The organism is Acinetobacter sp. WCHAc060033 (assembly GCF_004209125.1).
Classification (GTDB): Bacteria; Pseudomonadota; Gammaproteobacteria; order Pseudomonadales; family Moraxellaceae; genus Acinetobacter; species Acinetobacter wuhouensis.
In genome coordinates, this window is the sequence record NZ_SGSW01000010.1 from 18,936 (window position 1) to 36,986 (window position 18,051).

Annotated in this window: 13 protein-coding genes; 12 read left to right on the top strand and 1 reads right to left on the bottom strand. The window is 39.4% G+C overall.

What is annotated here, in order from left to right:
* Positions 1-211: 211 nt before the first annotated feature.
* The 12 genes from EXE10_RS05955 to modB all read left to right on the top strand — a co-directional run bounded on the left by EXE10_RS05955 (position 212) and on the right by modB (position 15,321).
* On the top strand, positions 212-1,594 hold the full coding sequence (locus EXE10_RS05955) for an MFS transporter (protein ID WP_171478492.1): 1,383 nt from the start codon (positions 212-214) through the stop codon (positions 1,592-1,594).
* A 35-nt stretch (positions 1,595-1,629) separates the two neighbouring features.
* Positions 1,630-4,176 carry a nitrite reductase large subunit NirB gene (gene nirB, locus EXE10_RS05960; protein ID WP_130112705.1) on the top strand — a complete coding sequence of 849 codons (2,547 nt, stop codon included), beginning with the start codon at positions 1,630-1,632 and terminating at the stop codon, positions 4,174-4,176.
* A 105-nt stretch (positions 4,177-4,281) separates the two neighbouring features.
* Positions 4,282-5,892 carry a nitrite reductase small subunit NirD gene (gene nirD / locus EXE10_RS05965; RefSeq protein WP_130112706.1) on the top strand — a complete coding sequence of 537 codons (1,611 nt, stop codon included), beginning with the start codon at positions 4,282-4,284 and terminating at the stop codon, positions 5,890-5,892.
* 205 nt (positions 5,893-6,097) lie between these two features.
* A complete protein-coding gene (locus EXE10_RS05970; RefSeq protein WP_130112707.1) occupies positions 6,098-8,902 on the top strand; it encodes a nitrate reductase in 2,805 nt (934 codons plus the stop codon).
* Positions 8,899-9,534, top strand: coding sequence for a molybdenum cofactor guanylyltransferase (gene mobA, locus EXE10_RS05975; RefSeq protein WP_130112708.1), 636 nt, complete (start codon positions 8,899-8,901; stop codon positions 9,532-9,534). Before EXE10_RS05970 ends, mobA begins: the two co-directional genes overlap by 4 nt.
* A 144-nt stretch (positions 9,535-9,678) precedes the next feature.
* Positions 9,679-10,737, top strand: a complete 1,059-nt coding sequence (moaA, locus tag EXE10_RS05980; RefSeq protein WP_130112709.1) for a GTP 3',8-cyclase MoaA — start codon at positions 9,679-9,681, stop codon at positions 10,735-10,737.
* 1 nt (position 10,738) lies between these two features.
* Positions 10,739-11,011 (top strand): MoaD/ThiS family protein, encoded by a 273-nt coding sequence (locus tag EXE10_RS05985; RefSeq protein WP_130112710.1) that lies wholly within the window; start codon positions 10,739-10,741, stop codon positions 11,009-11,011.
* A 4-nt stretch (positions 11,012-11,015) separates the two neighbouring features.
* Positions 11,016-11,594 carry a molybdenum cofactor biosynthesis protein MoaE gene (locus tag EXE10_RS05990; RefSeq protein ID WP_130112711.1) on the top strand — a complete coding sequence of 193 codons (579 nt, stop codon included), beginning with the start codon at positions 11,016-11,018 and terminating at the stop codon, positions 11,592-11,594.
* Positions 11,595-11,656: 62 nt separating this feature from the next.
* Positions 11,657-12,580, top strand: a complete 924-nt coding sequence (gene moaCB / locus EXE10_RS05995) for a bifunctional molybdenum cofactor biosynthesis protein MoaC/MoaB (RefSeq protein ID WP_130112712.1) — start codon at positions 11,657-11,659, stop codon at positions 12,578-12,580.
* The gene (locus EXE10_RS06000) at positions 12,580-13,806 is read left to right on the top strand and encodes a molybdopterin molybdotransferase MoeA (protein WP_130112713.1); all 1,227 of its coding nucleotides are present in this window, start codon (positions 12,580-12,582) and stop codon (positions 13,804-13,806) included. The genes moaCB and EXE10_RS06000 overlap by 1 nt, the downstream gene beginning before the upstream one ends.
* Before the next feature lie 40 nt (positions 13,807-13,846).
* Complete coding sequence (gene modA / locus EXE10_RS06005; RefSeq protein ID WP_130112714.1) at positions 13,847-14,608, top strand: molybdate ABC transporter substrate-binding protein; 762 nt, start codon at positions 13,847-13,849, stop codon at positions 14,606-14,608.
* Between the two features lie 17 nt (positions 14,609-14,625).
* Complete coding sequence (gene modB, locus EXE10_RS06010) at positions 14,626-15,321, top strand: molybdate ABC transporter permease subunit (protein ID WP_130112715.1); 696 nt, start codon at positions 14,626-14,628, stop codon at positions 15,319-15,321.
* A 191-nt stretch (positions 15,322-15,512) separates the two neighbouring features.
* Here the strand turns inward: modB and EXE10_RS06015 are convergent, their stop codons facing one another.
* Complete coding sequence (locus EXE10_RS06015) at positions 15,513-18,029, bottom strand: TonB-dependent siderophore receptor (protein ID WP_130112716.1); 2,517 nt, start codon at positions 18,027-18,029, stop codon at positions 15,513-15,515.
* Positions 18,030-18,051: the final 22 nt, after the last annotated feature.

An 18,051-nucleotide genomic window follows, 5' to 3' on the forward strand; every position in this document is an offset into this window, starting at 1 on the left:
TCAAATTCATTTTCTTTTTATTTAGCAAATAAAAACAATGATTTAAGATTAATTTCGAATATTGGCATAGTCATTGCTATATCTCCTATGAGTCAAAGACGACTCTTAAAATTTGTAAGACGGCCAACGACGTCCGCTCTGATCGATCTGAAAAGCATCATTTATTTTATTTGCTTTTTGGAAAACCCAATACGTTCAGTTCAGGTAGGAGATGGCGATGTCTTCAAATTTAGATACGAAAAAAGCCACAAAAATCAGTCTTTTTAATTTCAGCAATGCAGCCATGCGTGCTTTCCACATGAGTTGGCTCGCATTTTTTGTCTGTTTCTTTGCATGGTTTGCCTGTGCACCTCTGATGCCTGTCATCGCAGGTGAATTTCATCTTACTAAAGATCAAATCGCCAATATTAATATTGCTGCCGTTGCGATCACGATTCTTGTACGTCTGATTGTTGGCCCACTCTGTGATAAATATGGTCCACGTAAAACCTATACCGCATTACTGATCATCGGCAGTATCCCTGTTTTTGGTGTGGCTTCTGCAAATAGCTATGAATCCTTTTTATTCTTTCGCTTATTGATCGGTGCGATTGGCGCAAGCTTTGTCATCACGCAATACCATACAAGCATTATGTTTGCACCGAATGTAGTCGGGACTGCCAATGCCACCACAGCAGGTTGGGGCAATGCCGGTGGTGGTGCTACACAAGCGTTAATGCCTTTGATGCTTAGTGCATTGGTGATGTTCGGTGTAGAGCAAACGATGGGTTGGAGAGTTGCACTGATTGTACCCGGTGTATTGATGCTGATTGTTGGAGCGATGTATTGGAAATTTACCCAAGACTGTCCACAAGGTGATTTTAAAGAACTGCGTGCACAAGGCATTCAAGTGGGAAGCGATAAAAAAGGTGGGATTGCCATTCTCAAACATGCAGCAAAAAACTACCGTGTTTGGATTTTATTTGGTGCGTATGCAGCTTGTTTTGGCATCGAAATCTTTATTCATAACATTGTCGCAATGTATTACGTAGATCATTTCCACTTTGGCTTAAAAGAAGCAGGGATGGCAGCAGGCATTTTCGGTTTATTGGCACTGTTTGCTCGAGCTTTGGGTGGCATTGTTTCCGACAAAGTTGCGACTCAAAAAGGTTTAGATGGTCGTACCAAAGTGTTATTCGCAATGATCTTGATGGAAGGTTTATTCCTGATTGTATTCTCACAAATGAATACAGCAATCCTTGCGATTCTTGCCATGACAGTATTCGCACTCTTTACGCATATGGCATGCGGTGCGACTTATGCGCTTGTTCCATTTATTGACCGTGATGCTTTGGGTGGTGTAGCAGGCATTATTGGTGCAGGAGGAAATGTTGGTGCAGTTGCAGCAGGTTTCTTACTTAAGGGGATGTTAGACATTCAAACAACTTTGATGGTACTCGGTGGTTTAGTGGTAATCGCTGCAAGTTGTGTGCTGATGATTCGCTTCTCAGTGGAACATAAAGAAAAAGAACAAAAATTGTTTGAAGAAGCGCTATTGGAGCGTAGTCGGATGGAACAGGCTTCCGCAACTATGAAACAAAATAGTGCAGCTTAATAGATAAATAACGATAAAAATTGAGGAGAATTGAGATGAAATTAGTGATGATTGGTCATGGCATGGTAGGTCACAAATTCATTGAATCTGTGTTGGAACATGCAAGTGATGACGTAGAAATTACCATTCTGGCAGAAGAACCACGTTTGGCGTATGACCGTGTACATTTAACTGAATATTTCACGGGTAAATCAGCAAAAGATTTAACCCTTTGCCGTTCAGATTTTGCGGATGCTTATGGTATTGATTTACGTCTAAGCACCAAAGCTACAGCGATTGATACCGCTAATAAAACCGTGACCACCAATCATGGTGATGTAATTGGCTATGACAAACTTGTTCTTGCCACAGGTTCTTATGCTTTTGTTCCACCTATTCAAGGCAATGATCGTGAAAATTGTTTTGTTTACCGTACTATTGACGATTTAGATGCAATTCGTGCTGCAAGTTTAAATGCAAAATCAGGTGTGGTGATTGGCGGTGGTTTACTTGGCTTAGAAGCTGCCAAAGCCTTACGTGATTTAGACCTAGAGACGCATGTCATCGAGTTTGCACCACGTTTAATGGCGGTGCAAATTGATGATTTGGGCGGTAAAGTTTTACGTTCTAAAATTGAAAATTTAGGGGTGAAAGTTCATACCCAAAAAGCAACTTCAGCCATCGAAGATGGTGTAAATACAACGCATGTGATGAAGTTTGGTGATGGTTCTGAACTTGAAACTGACATTGTTTTATTCTCAGCAGGGATTCGTCCCCGTGATGAATTGGCACGGATCAGTGGTTTAGCGATTGGTGAGCGTGGCGGTATTGTCATTAATGATTATTGTCAAACCTCTGATGCTGATATTTATGCAATCGGTGAATGTGCACTGTGGCAAAATAAAATTTACGGTTTAGTTGCACCCGGTTATGACATGGCACGTATCGCTGCGAAGCATGTTTTAGAACAAACTTGTACTGAGTTTGCAGGTGCAGACATGAGTACTAAGTTAAAACTGATGGGCGTAGATGTCGCATCTGTGGGTGATGCACATGCGATGACACCAAATTCACTCAGCTATTTTTATGCTGATGAAGAATCCATGACCTATAAAAAAATCGTGGTGAATGCCGAAAAAACCAAACTGCTTGGTGCAGTCTTAGTGGGTTGCGCCAAAGAATATAATGACTTGTTGCAAATGATGCTAAACGGGTTGGCATTACCTGAAAATCCTGAAAGTTTAATCATGCCTGGTTATGCACAATCTTCAGCAAAATCAGGTGGTAGTGGTGTTGATCTACTACCTGATAGTGCAACGATTTGTTCATGTAATAACGTGTCTAAAGCAGATATTTGTTCAGCAATCGCAGATGGTTCAACTTCATTGGGTGCTTTGAAAAAATGTACCAAAGCAGCAACGGCTTGTGGTGGTTGTGCACCTCTTGTGACGCAAGTGTTGAAATCAGAATTACAACGTCAAGGTGTGACGGTCAATAATCATCTTTGTGAACACTTTGCATACTCACGTCAAGAGCTATATCACTTGGTACGGGTCAATGAAATCAAGACTTTTGATGATTTGATTCAACAACATGGGCATGGTTTAGGCTGTGATATTTGTAAGCCAACGGCAGCTAATATTCTCGCATCTTGTTGGAATGACTTTGTCCTTAAATCGAGCCATGCTGGTTTGCAAGACAGTAATGACTATTATCTAGGCAATATCCAAAAAGATGGTTCATATTCTGTTGTGCCACGTATGGCAGGTGGTGAAGTCACTCCTGATGGCTTAATTGCGATCGGTCAGATTGCCAAAGAATATGGCTTATATACCAAACTCACAGGTGGACAACGGGTCGATATGTTTGGTGCGCAAGTGCATCAACTGCCTGAAATTTGGAAAAAACTGATTGATGCAGGTTTTGAATCGGGTCATGCCTACGGTAAATCTTTACGTACCGTGAAATCCTGTGTGGGTAGTACGTGGTGCCGTTATGGGGTAGACGATTCAGTCGGTTTAGCCATTTTTCTAGAAAATCGTTATAAAGGTCTACGTTCTCCGCATAAATTAAAAATGGCAGTTTCAGGATGTACTCGTGAATGTGCCGAAGCGCAAAGTAAAGATGTGGGTGTAATTGCAACTGAAAAAGGTTGGAACTTATACGTGTGCGGTAATGGTGGGATGAAACCACGCCATGCGGAACTTTTAGCCTCTGATTTGGATACGCAAACTTTAATCAAATATATCGACCGTTTCTTTATGTTCTATATCCAAACTGCGGATCGTTTACAACGGACGTCGGTATGGCGTGACAATATGGAAGGTGGTTTAGATTACCTCAAAGATGTCGTTATTCACGATTCTTTAGGTCTGGCGGATGAACTTGAACGCCGTATGAGCCATGTCGTTGGCACTTATCAAGATGAATGGCGTACTGCAATTGAAGACCCTGAGGTGCGTAAGCGCTTTGTGACCTTCGTCAATGCCAAAGCAGAACAACAGCAAGATCCACACATCCAATTTGCAGAAGTGCGTGGACAAATTCGTCCAAAAACTGATGCAGAACGTGATGTAACTCGTATTCCTGTGGTTGAAGCTTAATTTATAAAAGTAAAAACTTTTATTTAGTTTTTAAGCCCTCTTTCTAATTTCCCTCAGAGGGGGAAAGGATATAGAGCTTAAATAAAAGTTTAAAAGGATAATAAAATGACGATTTTAAAAGATATGAATGAATTAGATTGGATAGATATTTGCGCTTTGGATGATATCACTGCGAATACTGGTGTAGGTGCTTTGATTGGCAAACAGCAAATTGCCATTTTTCGTATTGCAAATGAAAAACGTGTCTATGCCCTAAGTAATCAAGACCCGTTCAGTAAAGCCTTTGTCATGGCTCGAGGCATTATTGGCGATCTACAAGGTGAACGTGTGGTGGCATCACCGATTTACAAACAGCATTTTAGCTTGGCGACAGGACGTTGCTTGGAAGATAAAGATCAAAAACTCTTGGTTTTCCCCAGCAAAATTGAAAATGGTCGTGTCATGATCAGCCCGACACCACAAAAAACCTATATTACCAATAATGCTTCTCCTCAAGAGAAAATGAAGCTGGTTTTAGTGGGCAATGGTTTGGCAGGTATGCGTTGTCTAGAAGATCTGCTCGATATGGCACCTGAGCGTTATGTAGTGACCGTAATCGGTGAAGAACCATGGGGTAACTATAACCGTATTATGCTATCACCTGTGTTATCGGGGGATAAAACCATTGATGACATTATGTTACATCCTCATGCATGGTATAGCGATAAAAATATTCGCTTCATAGCAGGTGATCCTGCGGTCAAAATCGACCGTCCACGTAAACAGGTCTATACCGAAAAAGGCTTAATGGTGGATTATGATCGCCTGATTTTAGCGACAGGTTCTAAACCTTTTGTCCCACCGATTTCAGGTGCAAATTTAAAAGGGGTGATCAGCTTCCGTGATATTTATGATGTCAATACCATGCTCGACTACTGCAAAGACAAAAAAAATGCCGTCGTCATTGGTGGTGGATTATTGGGGCTAGAAGCTGCATACGGACTAAAACAACGTGGTATGAATGTCACTGTATTGCATTTGATGGATCGCATTATGGAGCGTCAATTAGATGCTAAAGCAAGCCAAATGTTGCGTCATAGCATTGAAGCAAAAGGCATTCAGATTATGACCGAAGCCAATACTGAAGCTTTACTCGGTGAAAATGGGCACGTCAAACAAGTCTGTTTAAAAGATGGCACAGTATTAGAAGCTGATTTAGTGGTTTTTGCGGTGGGTATTCGTCCGAACATGGCTTTGGCGCAAAGTGCAGGACTACGTTGTAACCGTGGTGTCATGGTCAATGACACCATGCAAACCTATGACCCAAGTATTTATGCGGTTGGGGAATGTATTGAACATCGTAATCAAACCTTTGGTTTGGTTGAGCCACTGTGGGGACAGGCGTTTATTTGTGCATCACACTTGGCAGAGCATGGCAGTTTAACCTTTAAAGCGCCAACTGTGCCAACGCAGTTAAAAGTCAGTGGTTGTGATGTATTCTCTGCGGGTAACTTTGAACCTAAAGATGATTTTGAAGACATTATTCTAAATGATGAAAAACGTCAGATTTATAAACGTATTATTATTCAAAAAGATAAAGTCATCGGTGCGGTTTTGTTTGGTGATACTGAAGACGGTGCATGGTATGCAGAACTGATTTCTGATCAAACACCAATTTCTTCGATTCGTAATAAATTGCTCTTTGGTAAAGATTTTGCTTTAAAGAAAGCAGGGTGATTCATTACTTATTAGCAAAATCCCTCCCAACCTCCCTTTAGAAAAGGGAGGAGTATCGTGTATCTACTTTTTTGTAGTGATGCAATTACTCCCTCCTTTATTAAAGGAGGAATGGGGAGGATTAAAGCTTATGTACAAAAAATTATTTTTGCATTGATCGCAGTGGACTGAACCAAAGATACCTAATTTAGGAGCATCGCAGAAAATGAATAGTATCTCTGTAATGGAACTGCATAGCTCCACAGAAAATATAATCAAAACAACAGATACAACTTGTCCTTATTGTGGTGTGGGATGTGGTGTCTCCGCAACAGTGCAGGAAACTGCTCTAGGACAAAAAGTGTCAGTGGTTGGGGATCAAAAGCATCCATCGAATTACGGAAAACTGTGTATTAAAGGCAGTAATCTAGCCGATACAGTAGGTTTAGAAACTCGTGTGTTACATCCAATGTTTGGACGTAAAGTCGAGTCAGAACATACCAATGCCTATACGCGTCAAACAGCAGACTGGGATACAGCTACAGATTTAATTGCCAATAAATTTCAACATTATATTGATCAATATGGGCGTGACAGTATTGCCTTTTATGTCTCAGGGCAATTACTGACAGAAGACTATTATGTGGTGAATAAATTCGTCAAAGGTTATTTGGGCACAGCAAATATCGATACCAATTCACGGCTCTGTATGTCCTCGGCTGTGGCAGCGCATAAGCGTGCCTTTGGTGAGGATTTAGTGCCTGCAAGTTATCGAGATTTTGAACATACCGATATGGTGGTGCTTGTAGGTTCAAATACGGCGTGGTGTCATCCTGTTCTATATCAACGAATTATGAAAGCCAAAGAAGAGCGAGATTTATTCGTTGTGGTGATTGATCCACGTTTTACTGCGACTTGTGAAGCTGCTGATTTACATTTACCGATTTTAATTGGTCAAGATGTTTCATTATTCAATGGTTTATTACAATATCTTGTAGAAAATGGTTATGAAGATCATGAATTTATTGCAAATCATACACAAAGTTTAAATGCAGCTTTAGACAGTAGTTTAGCTGAAAAAAATATTGAAGATGTTGCTGTTAAAACAGGGATTTCCCTTGAAAAATTACAATTATTTTTTGAAAAATTTGCCCAAACTGAAAAGGTGATGACCTTATTTTCTATGGGGGTCAATCAGTCCTCTCGTGGAGTAGATAAAGCCAATAGCATTATTAATTGTCATTTATTAACAGGGAAAATTGGTAAATTAGGCGCAGCACCTTTTTCTATGACAGGACAGCCCAATGCGATGGGAGGTCGTGAAGTCGGTGGTTTGGCGAATATGTTAGCGGCTCACTTGGAACTCGAAAATCCTGTGCATCAACAATTAGTACAAGAATTTTGGCAGAGTCCTCATATTGCCAAGCAAGCGGGGTTAAAAGCGGTCGACCTATTTGAAGCAGTTGAAAGCGGTAAAATTAAAGCCATTTGGATTATGGCGACCAATCCTGTGGTGAGTCTACCTGATGCAGATCAAGTCAAGCGTGCTTTGGAAAAATGTGAATTCGTGGTGGTGTCTGATATTTGCCAAGATACAGATACGACTCAATATGCAGATGTACTGTTGCCTGCACTTGGTTGGGGAGAAAAAGATGGTACAGTCACCAATTCAGAACGCCGTATTTCCCGTCAAAAAGCCTTTTTAGATGCACCGATGCAAGCCAAAGCCGATTGGTGGGCAGTATCACAAGTGGCGAAAAAATTAGGTTTTAGTGGTTTTGATTTTGAAAATAGTCATGAGATTTTTATCGAACATGCCCAACTTTCTGCCTATCAAAATGCTGAAATTTCAAAGCGTTCAGAGATCAATCATTTTCGTTATTTTAATTTACAAGGATTGACTGATCTTTCTTTTGAGGAATACAACCAACTTAAACCTGTTCAATGGCCCATAGTTCGACCTGATCAATCGAATGATGATTATGCACAATTATTTTCAAATGGTCAGTTTAGCCATGCCGATGCTAAAGCCAAATTTATTGCCACTGTAGCAATTGATCCTGTGCATCAAACAAATCGTGAATATCCGCTGATTTTAAATACAGGGCGGATTCGGGATCAATGGCATACGATGACACGTACAGGTTTATCTGCCAATTTAAGTACGCATAAAGCTGAGCCTTTTTGTGAAATTCATCCTCAGGATGCCTTAAAGTTCGGGGTTCAAGATGGGGAGTTGGTGGAGATTCAATCCGCATGGGGTAACTGTGTATTGCGTGCAACTGTAAGTGATCATATTCGCCGTGGACAGGTTTTTGCACCGATTCATTGGAATGATCAATTCGCTTCCGATGCACGGATTGGTAAAGTGGTGAATCCTGTGGTAGATGCCATTTCAGGAGAACCTGAATTTAAACATACACCTGTGATCATTCATCCATTTTATACGCAGTGGCAAGGCGTATTTTATGTCAGAGATAATTTTACTCATTTAGTTAAAAACAGCATTGAAAATGTCGTGTGGTGGACAAAGATTCAGACGGCAAAAGCGGTACGTTATGAACTCGCAGATCGTCACCGTTTTAGTCAAACCACGGAGTGTTTAAAAGAATTATTGCCTTTTGATGATGAGAGTTTTGAATGGCTGAATCTTGAAGATCAAACCGCACATATTAGCCACACGGTGGTATTGCAAAATGAACAATTGGTGGCAAGTTTATATATTGCACCGAAAGCACTTTTACCTGATCGGGATTGGGTGGCGAGCTTATTTAAACGTGAACGTTTAAGTGCGATGCATCGTAAGGCTTTACTTGCAGGACAAGCCATGTCGATGGGCAATAACGAAGGTACTTTGGTCTGTAGCTGTTTTAAAGTCGGCAAAAATCGCATTATTCAGACCATTAAAGAAAATAATATTTCCAATGAAAAACAAGTCACAGCCTGTTTAAAAGCAGGTGGCAACTGTGGCTCATGTTTACCTGAAATTCGTGGTTTGATTAAAGCCTGTCAAATGGAGGCGACTGAATGAAAAAAAACATAAAAAATATCAGCATGGGAAAAGATTATCCACCAACGGAATTGGTCATTTTGGCAGGTGGTCAGGCACGGCGCATGAATGGCTTAAATAAATTACTGCAAAAATTTGATGATCAAATCCAACTGATTAAAATTCATCAACAGCTTAAAAGTAAAGTCACTCAGGTGTGGGTCAATAGCCATCGGGATGATTCTATTTATCAAAAATTGATTCCCAATATTCACTGTTATCAAGATGATGAGCAAGGTTTTCATGGTGCTTTGATGGGAATGAAAAGTGCATGGTCACATGTGCAAAGTGATTATGTGCTATTTGTGCCATGTGATGTGACATTTATTCCCAAACGTGTGCTTGAAAAACTGCATCAGGCTTTGGCACGTAATGCTTTGGCAGAAGTGGCGTATGTAGAAATCAATGGAACAGCACTCTATCCATTTTGTTTGGTAAAACGTAGTGCTGTACAAGTCATCGCTATGCATCTTGCACAACAGCAGCGCAGTTTAAAACAGTGTTTTGCGGATTTGCACGCTCAAATTGCAACTTTTAAAAATCACGCACTGTTTTTTCACAGCATTAATTCTTTGGATGAATTACAACAATATCGACTCTTGAAATCTCTTTAGATTTTAACCATCAGTATTTTATTTTCAGTAAAAACTCTGTTTTGCGTAATGTTGGAACACTTTTTGCAATTTTATTGTCAATAAAATGACGCAGTTTTTAAGTTTAAGAAATTCTGAACTTAAACAGTGCGAAAGAGTCTGTGTATGAACGCAATATCACATCGCAATATACAAAATGGCACAAGTCCCTTTGAGGATCAATTTGGTCGCCAAAAGCGCAAACTGAGAATTTCAGTGACAGACCGCTGTAATTTTAAGTGTGTTTATTGCATGCCTGAACATCCACAGTGGATGAGAAAACAGGATTTACTCAGTTTCGAAGAACTCTATCAATTTTGTGATTTTATGGTGCGCCGTGGTATTGAACATATTCGCATTACAGGGGGCGAGCCTTTAATGCGCCAAGGTGTAGTGCATTTTATTTCAACATTACAACAACTGAAAAAAAATGGACTCAAAAAAGTTTCGATGACGACCAATGCGCATTATTTAGCGCAATATGCTGCGGCATTAAAACAAGCGGGACTCGATGATTTAAATATCAGTTTAGACAGTTTAGATGCAGAGCAATTTTTGGAACTGACCCAAAAACAACTACAAGCTGTACTTGATGGCATTCAACAGGCTCAAGAAGTTGGATTACCGATTAAAATCAATGCCGTTCTGATTAAAGGCATGAATGAAGATCAAATTCTACCTTTGGCACATTGGTCAATCCAAAATAACTGTGTTGTCCGTTTTATCGAATTTATGCCTTTGGATGGCGATGCACAATGGTCAAAAGCGCATGTCGTGACTGAACAAGAGATTTTAAATAGATTGAAACAAGATTTTGAGGTCACGACCCAACAGGGAAAATCTTCAGAACCTGCTCGGCAATACTTAATTAATGGTCATCCGATAGGGATTATTTCCACGATTTCCAATTCTTTTTGTGGGACATGTGATCGTTTACGTTTAACTGCAAAAGGAGAGTTTTATAACTGCTTATTTGCACCGAAAGGCATGGATCTAAAAGCACAAATTCAAGGATTAAATACACAGCAGAGTGATGCAGAATTTAGGCTACATCACACTTTACAGGAATATATTTGGCATAAAAAACAAGGTTTTGATGCGATTCAGCAGGAAGAATCAGCATTTAAAATATCTGTGAAAAATATCGAATCTCGCAAAATTAGCATGTATATGATTGGAGGTTAAAATGTCAGATCAATGCAATATTTCCAAAGTGATTACAGTTAAAGTGCAGTGTTTTGGTGCAATCGAACGACAACTACCACAGGATTTAAACCTGCAATTTTCATCTCAAGTGATGATTCATGATGTACTCGCTGATGTGGTACGGACATATCCTGAATCTTCTGCGCTGTTGGAACGCTGTGCTTGTGCGGTAGGCGAGGACATTATTCCACGTCAAAGTCTATTGGATACAGATACAACTTTAGTTTTATTGTCCCCTGTTGCAGGAGGTTAAGTTGATGAATATTCAAGTTAAAACACCCATCAAAGATTTTAAACGAATTCAGGACGTACCTTTAAGCCAAGAGAGTTTCGATGCAATTCAGGCTTTCCCTGAATGTGGTGGCATTGGCATATTTATTGGAACAGTACGCAATCATCATGAAGGCAAAGCAGTTCAGGCACTGAAATATACCTCCTATGCACCTGTATCAGAAAAAATGATTCGTCAAATTGAACAAGACATTCAGCTTAAATACGGCGTGTCTTATGTGCGGGTAATTCATCGGGTAGGGGCATTAGAAATTGGTGAAAAAGCCATTATTGCGATTGCCTATGCAGCACATCGCCGTGAAGCCTTTGCTGCCTGTGAGGAAGCGGTAGAACGGGTAAAACATGAAGTGCCTGTATGGAAAGAGGAATTTTATGTGGATGGCACAAGTCAATATGTTGCAGGCTGTTGTATTCGTAAAGATTATGCTGATTCAGAACAGATGAAATCACATTCCCATCATCATTGTGAGCATGATTTTGAATATAGTCATCAACATACAGATGACACTGAATGTATAGATTTTACTGAGCAGGAATGGATGTAAATCCAAAGATATTTTTACTATTTACAGCATGATTTTTAAAATTAGAAATAGAGGAATGTGCAATGAAAAATGTGGGCATGAAAGCAGACAGTTACCGTACCGCAGTGGCAACAGGGATTTTACATGCACCGTCACATTGCATCGAACTGTTACGCAATGGTAATACTGAAAAAGGCGATGCGCTCAAAACAGCACGTATTGCAGGGATTTTGGGGGCGAAAAAAACCGATGAACTGATTCCATTATGTCATCCCTTACCGATTTATCGAGCTGATGTTGACTATGAACTGTTTGAAAAGCATGTCGAAATTATTGCTACCGTAGAAACTATTGGTCCAACGGGTGTGGAAATGGAAGCTTTAACTGCGGTGAGTCTGGCAGGATTAACCCTTTACGATATGTTAAAACCGCACTGTGAACCAGAGGATTTATTACTCGATGGTATCCAATTACAAAAGAAAAAAGGTGGGAAGTCACATTTCACTCGCATCCTCAAAGAAAGTCTATCGGCTTCGGTGATTGTACTGTCCGATACTGTTGCCGCAGGCAAAAAGCCGGATACCGCAGGGCAAAATGTTTTGGAGATTTTACAGGAAGCCAATTTTAGCAATATTGCCTATCAGGTCATTGCTGATTCACCTGAGCAACTTTTAGCGTTAATCGAACAACAAAAAAATCACTATCCCTTGATTTTAACTGTGGGTGGTACAGGACTTGGACCGAAAGATCTGACTGTAGAAACCATTCAACCTTTATTAAAACGTGAAATTCCCGGTTTGATGGAAGCTTCTCGCAGTTTTGGGCAACGCCGTACCCCTTATGCTGCGTTGAGTCGTGGCGTGGCAGGTTATATTGAAAATAGTTTGGTGATGACTTTGCCGGGCAGTCGTCAAGGGGCATTGGAATCTTTAACTGCCGTTTTACCTGCTTTAGTTCATCTATTTGATGTACAAAAGAATATTCCACATCAAGGGGGGTATTTATAATGTCAGGATGTGGTGCAGAACACAGCTTAATTTCTGTTGATCAAGCTTTGAATTTAATTGTAGAAAAAACCAAAGCTTTGTCAGTGGAAAGCATTCCACTACTACAGACCTTAAATCGTTATTTGGCTGAAAATGTCTACTCACAGATCAATTTACCCTTATTTTCACAAAGTGCGGTGGATGGCTATGCAATTTGTGCAAAGGATGAGATAGAAGCAGAAACCGTATTTGATCTGATTGGAGAAATTCGGGCAGGGCAAACAACCGAACTATTTCTGCAGCAAGGTCAAGCCATGCGGATTTTTACAGGTGCAAAAATTCCTGTAGGAACAACTACGATTGCACGGCAGGAAATCGTAGATTTACTTGATTCAAATCAAATTAAAATTACAGAACAATTAAAACAACATGCTGATCTGCGAGATGTAGGCGAAGAAATTGCCATTGGGCAATGCTTAGCAGAGCAGGGACAACAACTTTCTGTTGGGGCAATGGCTGCCTTGAGTATGGCAGGCATTCAACAAGTTAAGGTTTATCAGTATCCTAAAATCGCTGTGGTGATCACAGGTGACGAAGTGTCTGAAACGATAGAGGACTTTGCAACAGGTCAAATTTTTGATGCCAATGCGCCGTTGATTCGAGCATGGTTTGCACAGCGTAACCAACAGGTCGATATTTTCCATGTGGCAGATACAGTGGAAGCAGTAAAGACCTTACTACATGATTTAATTAAAAGTTATCAACTGATTCTGACCACAGGCGGAATTTCTGTTGGTGATTATGATTTTATTCGCCCTGTGGCTTTAGATTTAGGCTTTGAACAGATCTTTTGGAAAATCAAACAGAAACCTGGCAAGCCTATGTTTTTCGCAGAACTATCCAAAGTTGATCAAACACATTGTTATTTGTTGGGTTTACCGGGCAATCCTGCTGCGGTCTATGTTGGTATGCAGATTTATACGGCAACATTATTAAATGCGTTACAAGGTCAAAAACAGCTCCCGCAATGGTTTCAGGCAAGGCTCAGTCATGATTTAAAAGCGGATACACGAGAGCGTTTTCTGAGAATGTCAGCCCATTTTGAACAGGAAAATTTAACAGTAAAAAGTCTAGGCAAACAACAATCCCACATGTTGAGTAATTTGATGCACGCCAATAGTCTCGTACGCATTCCAGCACATGAACAGATGCAAGCAGGGCAAATCGTGCAAGGTATTTTTATTTAATTCAAATTTATTGATGATGAACAATAAAAGAGGAAATTCAATGATTAACAAAATGCTCTTAGCGAGTGGATTGATCTCTTTTGTGAGCTTTGGTCATGCTGAAACCGTTAAAGTCTATGCCGCTGCAAGTTTAACCAATGCACTGACAGATATTGTCCAAATCTATGAAAAACAACATCCTCAAACCGATATTATCCCTGTTTTCGGTGCATCTTCAGCGCTCGCTAAACAAATTGAAGCAGGTGCAAAAAGTGATATATTTTTCTCTGCGGATGTGGATTGGATGAATTATCTCGTTCAAAAGCAAATGATTTATGCACAACAAATTAGACCATTATTAAGCAATCAATTGGTGGTGATCAGTCCAGAAACTTTAAATATTTCATTTAAAGCACAACCAAATTTTAATTTTGCTCAAGTCTTTAAAGGACGTTTATGTACAGGACAAATGGAATCCGTGCCTGTTGGAAAATATGCCAAACAAAGTCTGATTAAACTCAATTGGTTGGACAATTTAAAGGGTCGTATTGTTGGAACTGACGATGTACGTTCAGCTTTGGCATTTGTAGAAAGAGGTGAGTGTGAAGTAGGAATCGTCTATAAAACCGATGCTTTAATCAGTCAAAAAGTTAAAATTATTGGGACATTTCCACAAAATAGTCATCATCCGATTATTTATCCAATGGCTTTGACCAAACAAGGTGAAAAAAATGCTGATGCACAGCAATTTAATCAATTTGTGCATCGCAATCCTCTGGCAAAGGCAATTTTTGTGAAATATGGTTTTGTTGTAAATCCATAAATCAGCCGAATTGATCGATGAACCTATTTAGCCTTAGCCCCGAAGAACTCAGCGCACTATATCTGTCTGCGAAAGTTGCGCTGTTTGCAACCGCATTTAGTTTGCCTTTTGCTATTGGATTGGCATGGGTTCTGGCGCGTTATGATTTTAAATTTAAAGTCATTGTCGAAGCTTTTTTACAACTCCCGATAGTTTTACCACCTGTGGTCTTGGGTTATCTCTTATTGATTCTATTTGGTAATCAAGGGTTTATCGGACAATATTTATCTGCGATAGGCTTTGAGTTAGCATTTAATTGGAAAGGGGCAGTACTGACGTCAATGATTGTCGGTTTTCCTTTACTTGTGCAACCAATTCGCTTGGCATTTCAACTTTCAGATCGGCACTTGGAAGAAGTTGCACAAACTCTAGGTGCAAGTTTCAGGCAAATATTCTTTAAAATATACTTACCTTTGGCATATCCAGGCATTTTGATGGGCTGTATTTTAGGTTTTAGTCGTAGTCTTGGTGAATTTGGCGCAACAATAACATTCATTGGTAATATTCCTGATGAAACTCGGACTATTCCCATTGCGATTTATTCATTTTTACAACAACCTGACGGGGAAATCATGGCAATGCGTTTGGTTATATTGTCATTGATTTTGGCATTTGGAGCTTTGATTGTTAATTACCTTGTTCTTCACAAATACAAAAATGAACCAAATGGATAATATTGGGAATATTTTAAATATTGACTAAAAAATGAATGTATTTCTTTTACTCATATTACACTCTTATTATTTATAAATATTTGAATAAGAAAGGTTTGTAAATGATTTTTGCTTACTTTCGCTTTCGTAAGCTTGTTCATCAAAAGAAGATGAACAAGCATTTAGGGGCAGATTATTAAAATCGTATGATCTTACCAACTATATTTGATACCTACTTGAAAGTTGGTTGGTGCACCATAGTAACTATTTAAAGTTGATAAATGATATTTCTCATTCAATAAGTTATTAACATTTAAATTTGCTGTGAGATTTTCATTGAATTTATAACGCGCCATTAAATCAACTATGCCATAGCTCCCTTGTTCAGATTTAAATGAATCAGTACGTGTGATATATGTGTAAATATCACTTTGCCAACGGATTCCAGCACCTACGGTTAGTGCCTCATCTAACTGTGGTAATGTATATGAAGTAAATAATTTAGCTGTATTATTTGGGACATCACTATTTAAGTTGTTACCTTTACTATCTTGGGAAATATTGCGTGTAAAACTCGCTGAAATTTGCCATAAATCAGAAAGTTTACCAGTAGCCTCTAGCTCAATCCCACGGCTTTTTGTACCTGATTCAGCACGATATGGTGATACTTTTTGTCCATTTGGTAGTGTAATTTGCGGTGCACCAGTAATTAAAATAGCTTTATTGTCTTCTTTTGTTTGGTAGATTGCAGCACCGATATTTAACTGATTATCAAAAAATTCACCTTTGACTCCAATTTCAGTACTGTTACCAATCAATGGATCGATAAAATTTCCATTCACATCATATCGATCTTGTGGTGAGAAAATAGTGGTATAGCTAGCATAAGCTGTCCAATTTGGGGTGAAATCGTATGTTAGCCCTACATAAGGAATGATTTCATTTTCTTTTTGCTTTTTGTTTGTCGCTGTGCCACCAGTTTCTGGATTAGTTTTTGAAATTCGTTCCCAATCATCAAATCGAGCACCGATAATCATGGCAAGTGGGTCACTTAGTTTTAAACGAGCAGCACTAAATGCAGAAAGGCTTTTTTCATCCGTACTATACCAACCATTAGTTTTTAAATCTGGTTTAGCTGGGCTGTAGCCATCCCAAGTAAAAATATTATCTATAGTGCTAACATTCCAACCCGTTGAGCTAGGACGTTTATTTTTACTTTTGGCATAAGTAGTTCCAACAACAACTTCATGCGTTTGATTCAACAAATCAAATGAGCCATTCACGGTTAAATTGAATAAATCTTGGGTAGGTTTATAGTCCCAGCGCGTTGCATAAAGCACACTGCCAGCACCAGTATCTTTATTTATTCCAGAACCAGAAAATACATAGCCGACAATTTCATCAGAAGAGGTAATGGTACGAGATGCAACCCCTTTTATTTTCCAATTATCATTAAGCTGATACTCAATATCGGCAAAATAGCCTGTCGTTGAGCGATCAGATGTTGCCCAATTTGCGGCAGCTGAATCAGATCGTGACCAATTAATCGCTGTCCCATCTGTATAATAGGTAGGTAAACCACTACGAGCAATGCCATCTATATCAATCTGTTGATAACTCACGCCAAGGCTGGCTTTGGTTCTATCATTCAAATCTGCTTCAACAACCCCATAAGCGACTTTTCGTTCCTCGCTATAACAGTCTATATATGAATCACCTGTTTGATATGCAAATACTGTACGTCCGCGGATTGTACCTTCTTTATTGAGTGGACTAGAGACGTCGAGATCAGTACGGTAAGTATCCCATGAGCTGGTATTTGCACTCACAGATGCTTTAAAATCTTCTAATGGTTTCTTGCGTACCATATTGATACTTGCACTGGCTGTACCTGCACCAGTCATCAACCCATTCGCTCCACGAACAATTTCAACTCGATCAAAAAGTGCTGTATCTTGGCTTTGAAAAATACTGGAATATGAATTGAGTAGTTTTATACCATCTAATAAATAACTATCTACAGTTTGACCTCGTGCATAAATTGGAGAGTTGTCTGAGCCGATATTCCCCCCTTGTTTAATGGTTAATCCTGCGGCTTGATTGGCGACATCCATAAGCTGAGTAAGATTTTGATCTTCCATTTGTTGTCGAGTAACAACACTCACTAATTGTGGTGTTTCTTTTAGTGACAGTGTTAAACCTGTTGAGGCTGTTGTTGACTTGGCCGTATATGACTTAGTTCCTTCTGTCGTTAATGGTTTTTCTTGATTTGCCGTGACTATTATTGCGGGTAATTGTGTAACTTCACTAGCGGAAACGTTTAGATCTTGAGTTGTTGTATTTACTTGAGTTGTGCTGAGTTGGGAATGTTGAGTTTCATTGGCTATTTTGTGACGTGGTTTAATACTAAAACCACCATTTTCAAGTCTAACAGCTTCTAAATTGACAGGTTGTAATAACTTTTCTAAAGCTTGTTCAGGTGAATATTGTCCCTGTAATCCATTACTATTTATTTTTGAAAACGCTTGTGCATCATAGCTAATCGTTATTCCTGTTTGAATCGCAAGCTGTTTTAAAGCTTGGTCAAGTGTGCTTTTGTTTACTTTGACCATTTGTGTAGTTGCTGCATATCCACTGGTTGATAGTACTCCTAATGTAAGTGCTGGAGTACTTAGTAGAACTGCCCGAATAGCAATAGCTAATGTGTTTTTTACTTGAAATTTCGACATAAATTTGCATCTGAAAGAATGT

Bases quoted from the DNA above. Each gene is read 5' to 3' on its own strand.
- moaCB (WP_130112712.1), top strand. From the start codon at position 11,657: ATGAAAAATGTGGGCATGAAAGCAGACAGTTACCGTACCGCAGTGGCA.
- EXE10_RS05985 (WP_130112710.1), top strand. From the start codon at position 10,739: ATGTCAGATCAATGCAATATTTCCAAAGTGATTACAGTTAAAGTGCAG.
- EXE10_RS05990 (WP_130112711.1), top strand. From the start codon at position 11,016: ATGAATATTCAAGTTAAAACACCCATCAAAGATTTTAAACGAATTCAG.
- modB (WP_130112715.1), top strand. From the start codon at position 14,626: ATGAACCTATTTAGCCTTAGCCCCGAAGAACTCAGCGCACTATATCTG.
- EXE10_RS05955 (WP_171478492.1), top strand. From the start codon at position 212: ATGGCGATGTCTTCAAATTTAGATACGAAAAAAGCCACAAAAATCAGT.
- EXE10_RS05970 (WP_130112707.1), top strand. From the start codon at position 6,098: ATGAATAGTATCTCTGTAATGGAACTGCATAGCTCCACAGAAAATATA.
- moaA (WP_130112709.1), top strand. From the start codon at position 9,679: ATGAACGCAATATCACATCGCAATATACAAAATGGCACAAGTCCCTTT.
- mobA (WP_130112708.1), top strand. From the start codon at position 8,899: ATGAAAAAAAACATAAAAAATATCAGCATGGGAAAAGATTATCCACCA.
- nirD (WP_130112706.1), top strand. From the start codon at position 4,282: ATGACGATTTTAAAAGATATGAATGAATTAGATTGGATAGATATTTGC.
- EXE10_RS06000 (WP_130112713.1), top strand. From the start codon at position 12,580: ATGTCAGGATGTGGTGCAGAACACAGCTTAATTTCTGTTGATCAAGCT.
- modA (WP_130112714.1), top strand. From the start codon at position 13,847: ATGATTAACAAAATGCTCTTAGCGAGTGGATTGATCTCTTTTGTGAGC.
- EXE10_RS06015 (WP_130112716.1), bottom strand. From the start codon at position 18,029: ATGTCGAAATTTCAAGTAAAAAACACATTAGCTATTGCTATTCGGGCA.
- nirB (WP_130112705.1), top strand. From the start codon at position 1,630: ATGAAATTAGTGATGATTGGTCATGGCATGGTAGGTCACAAATTCATT.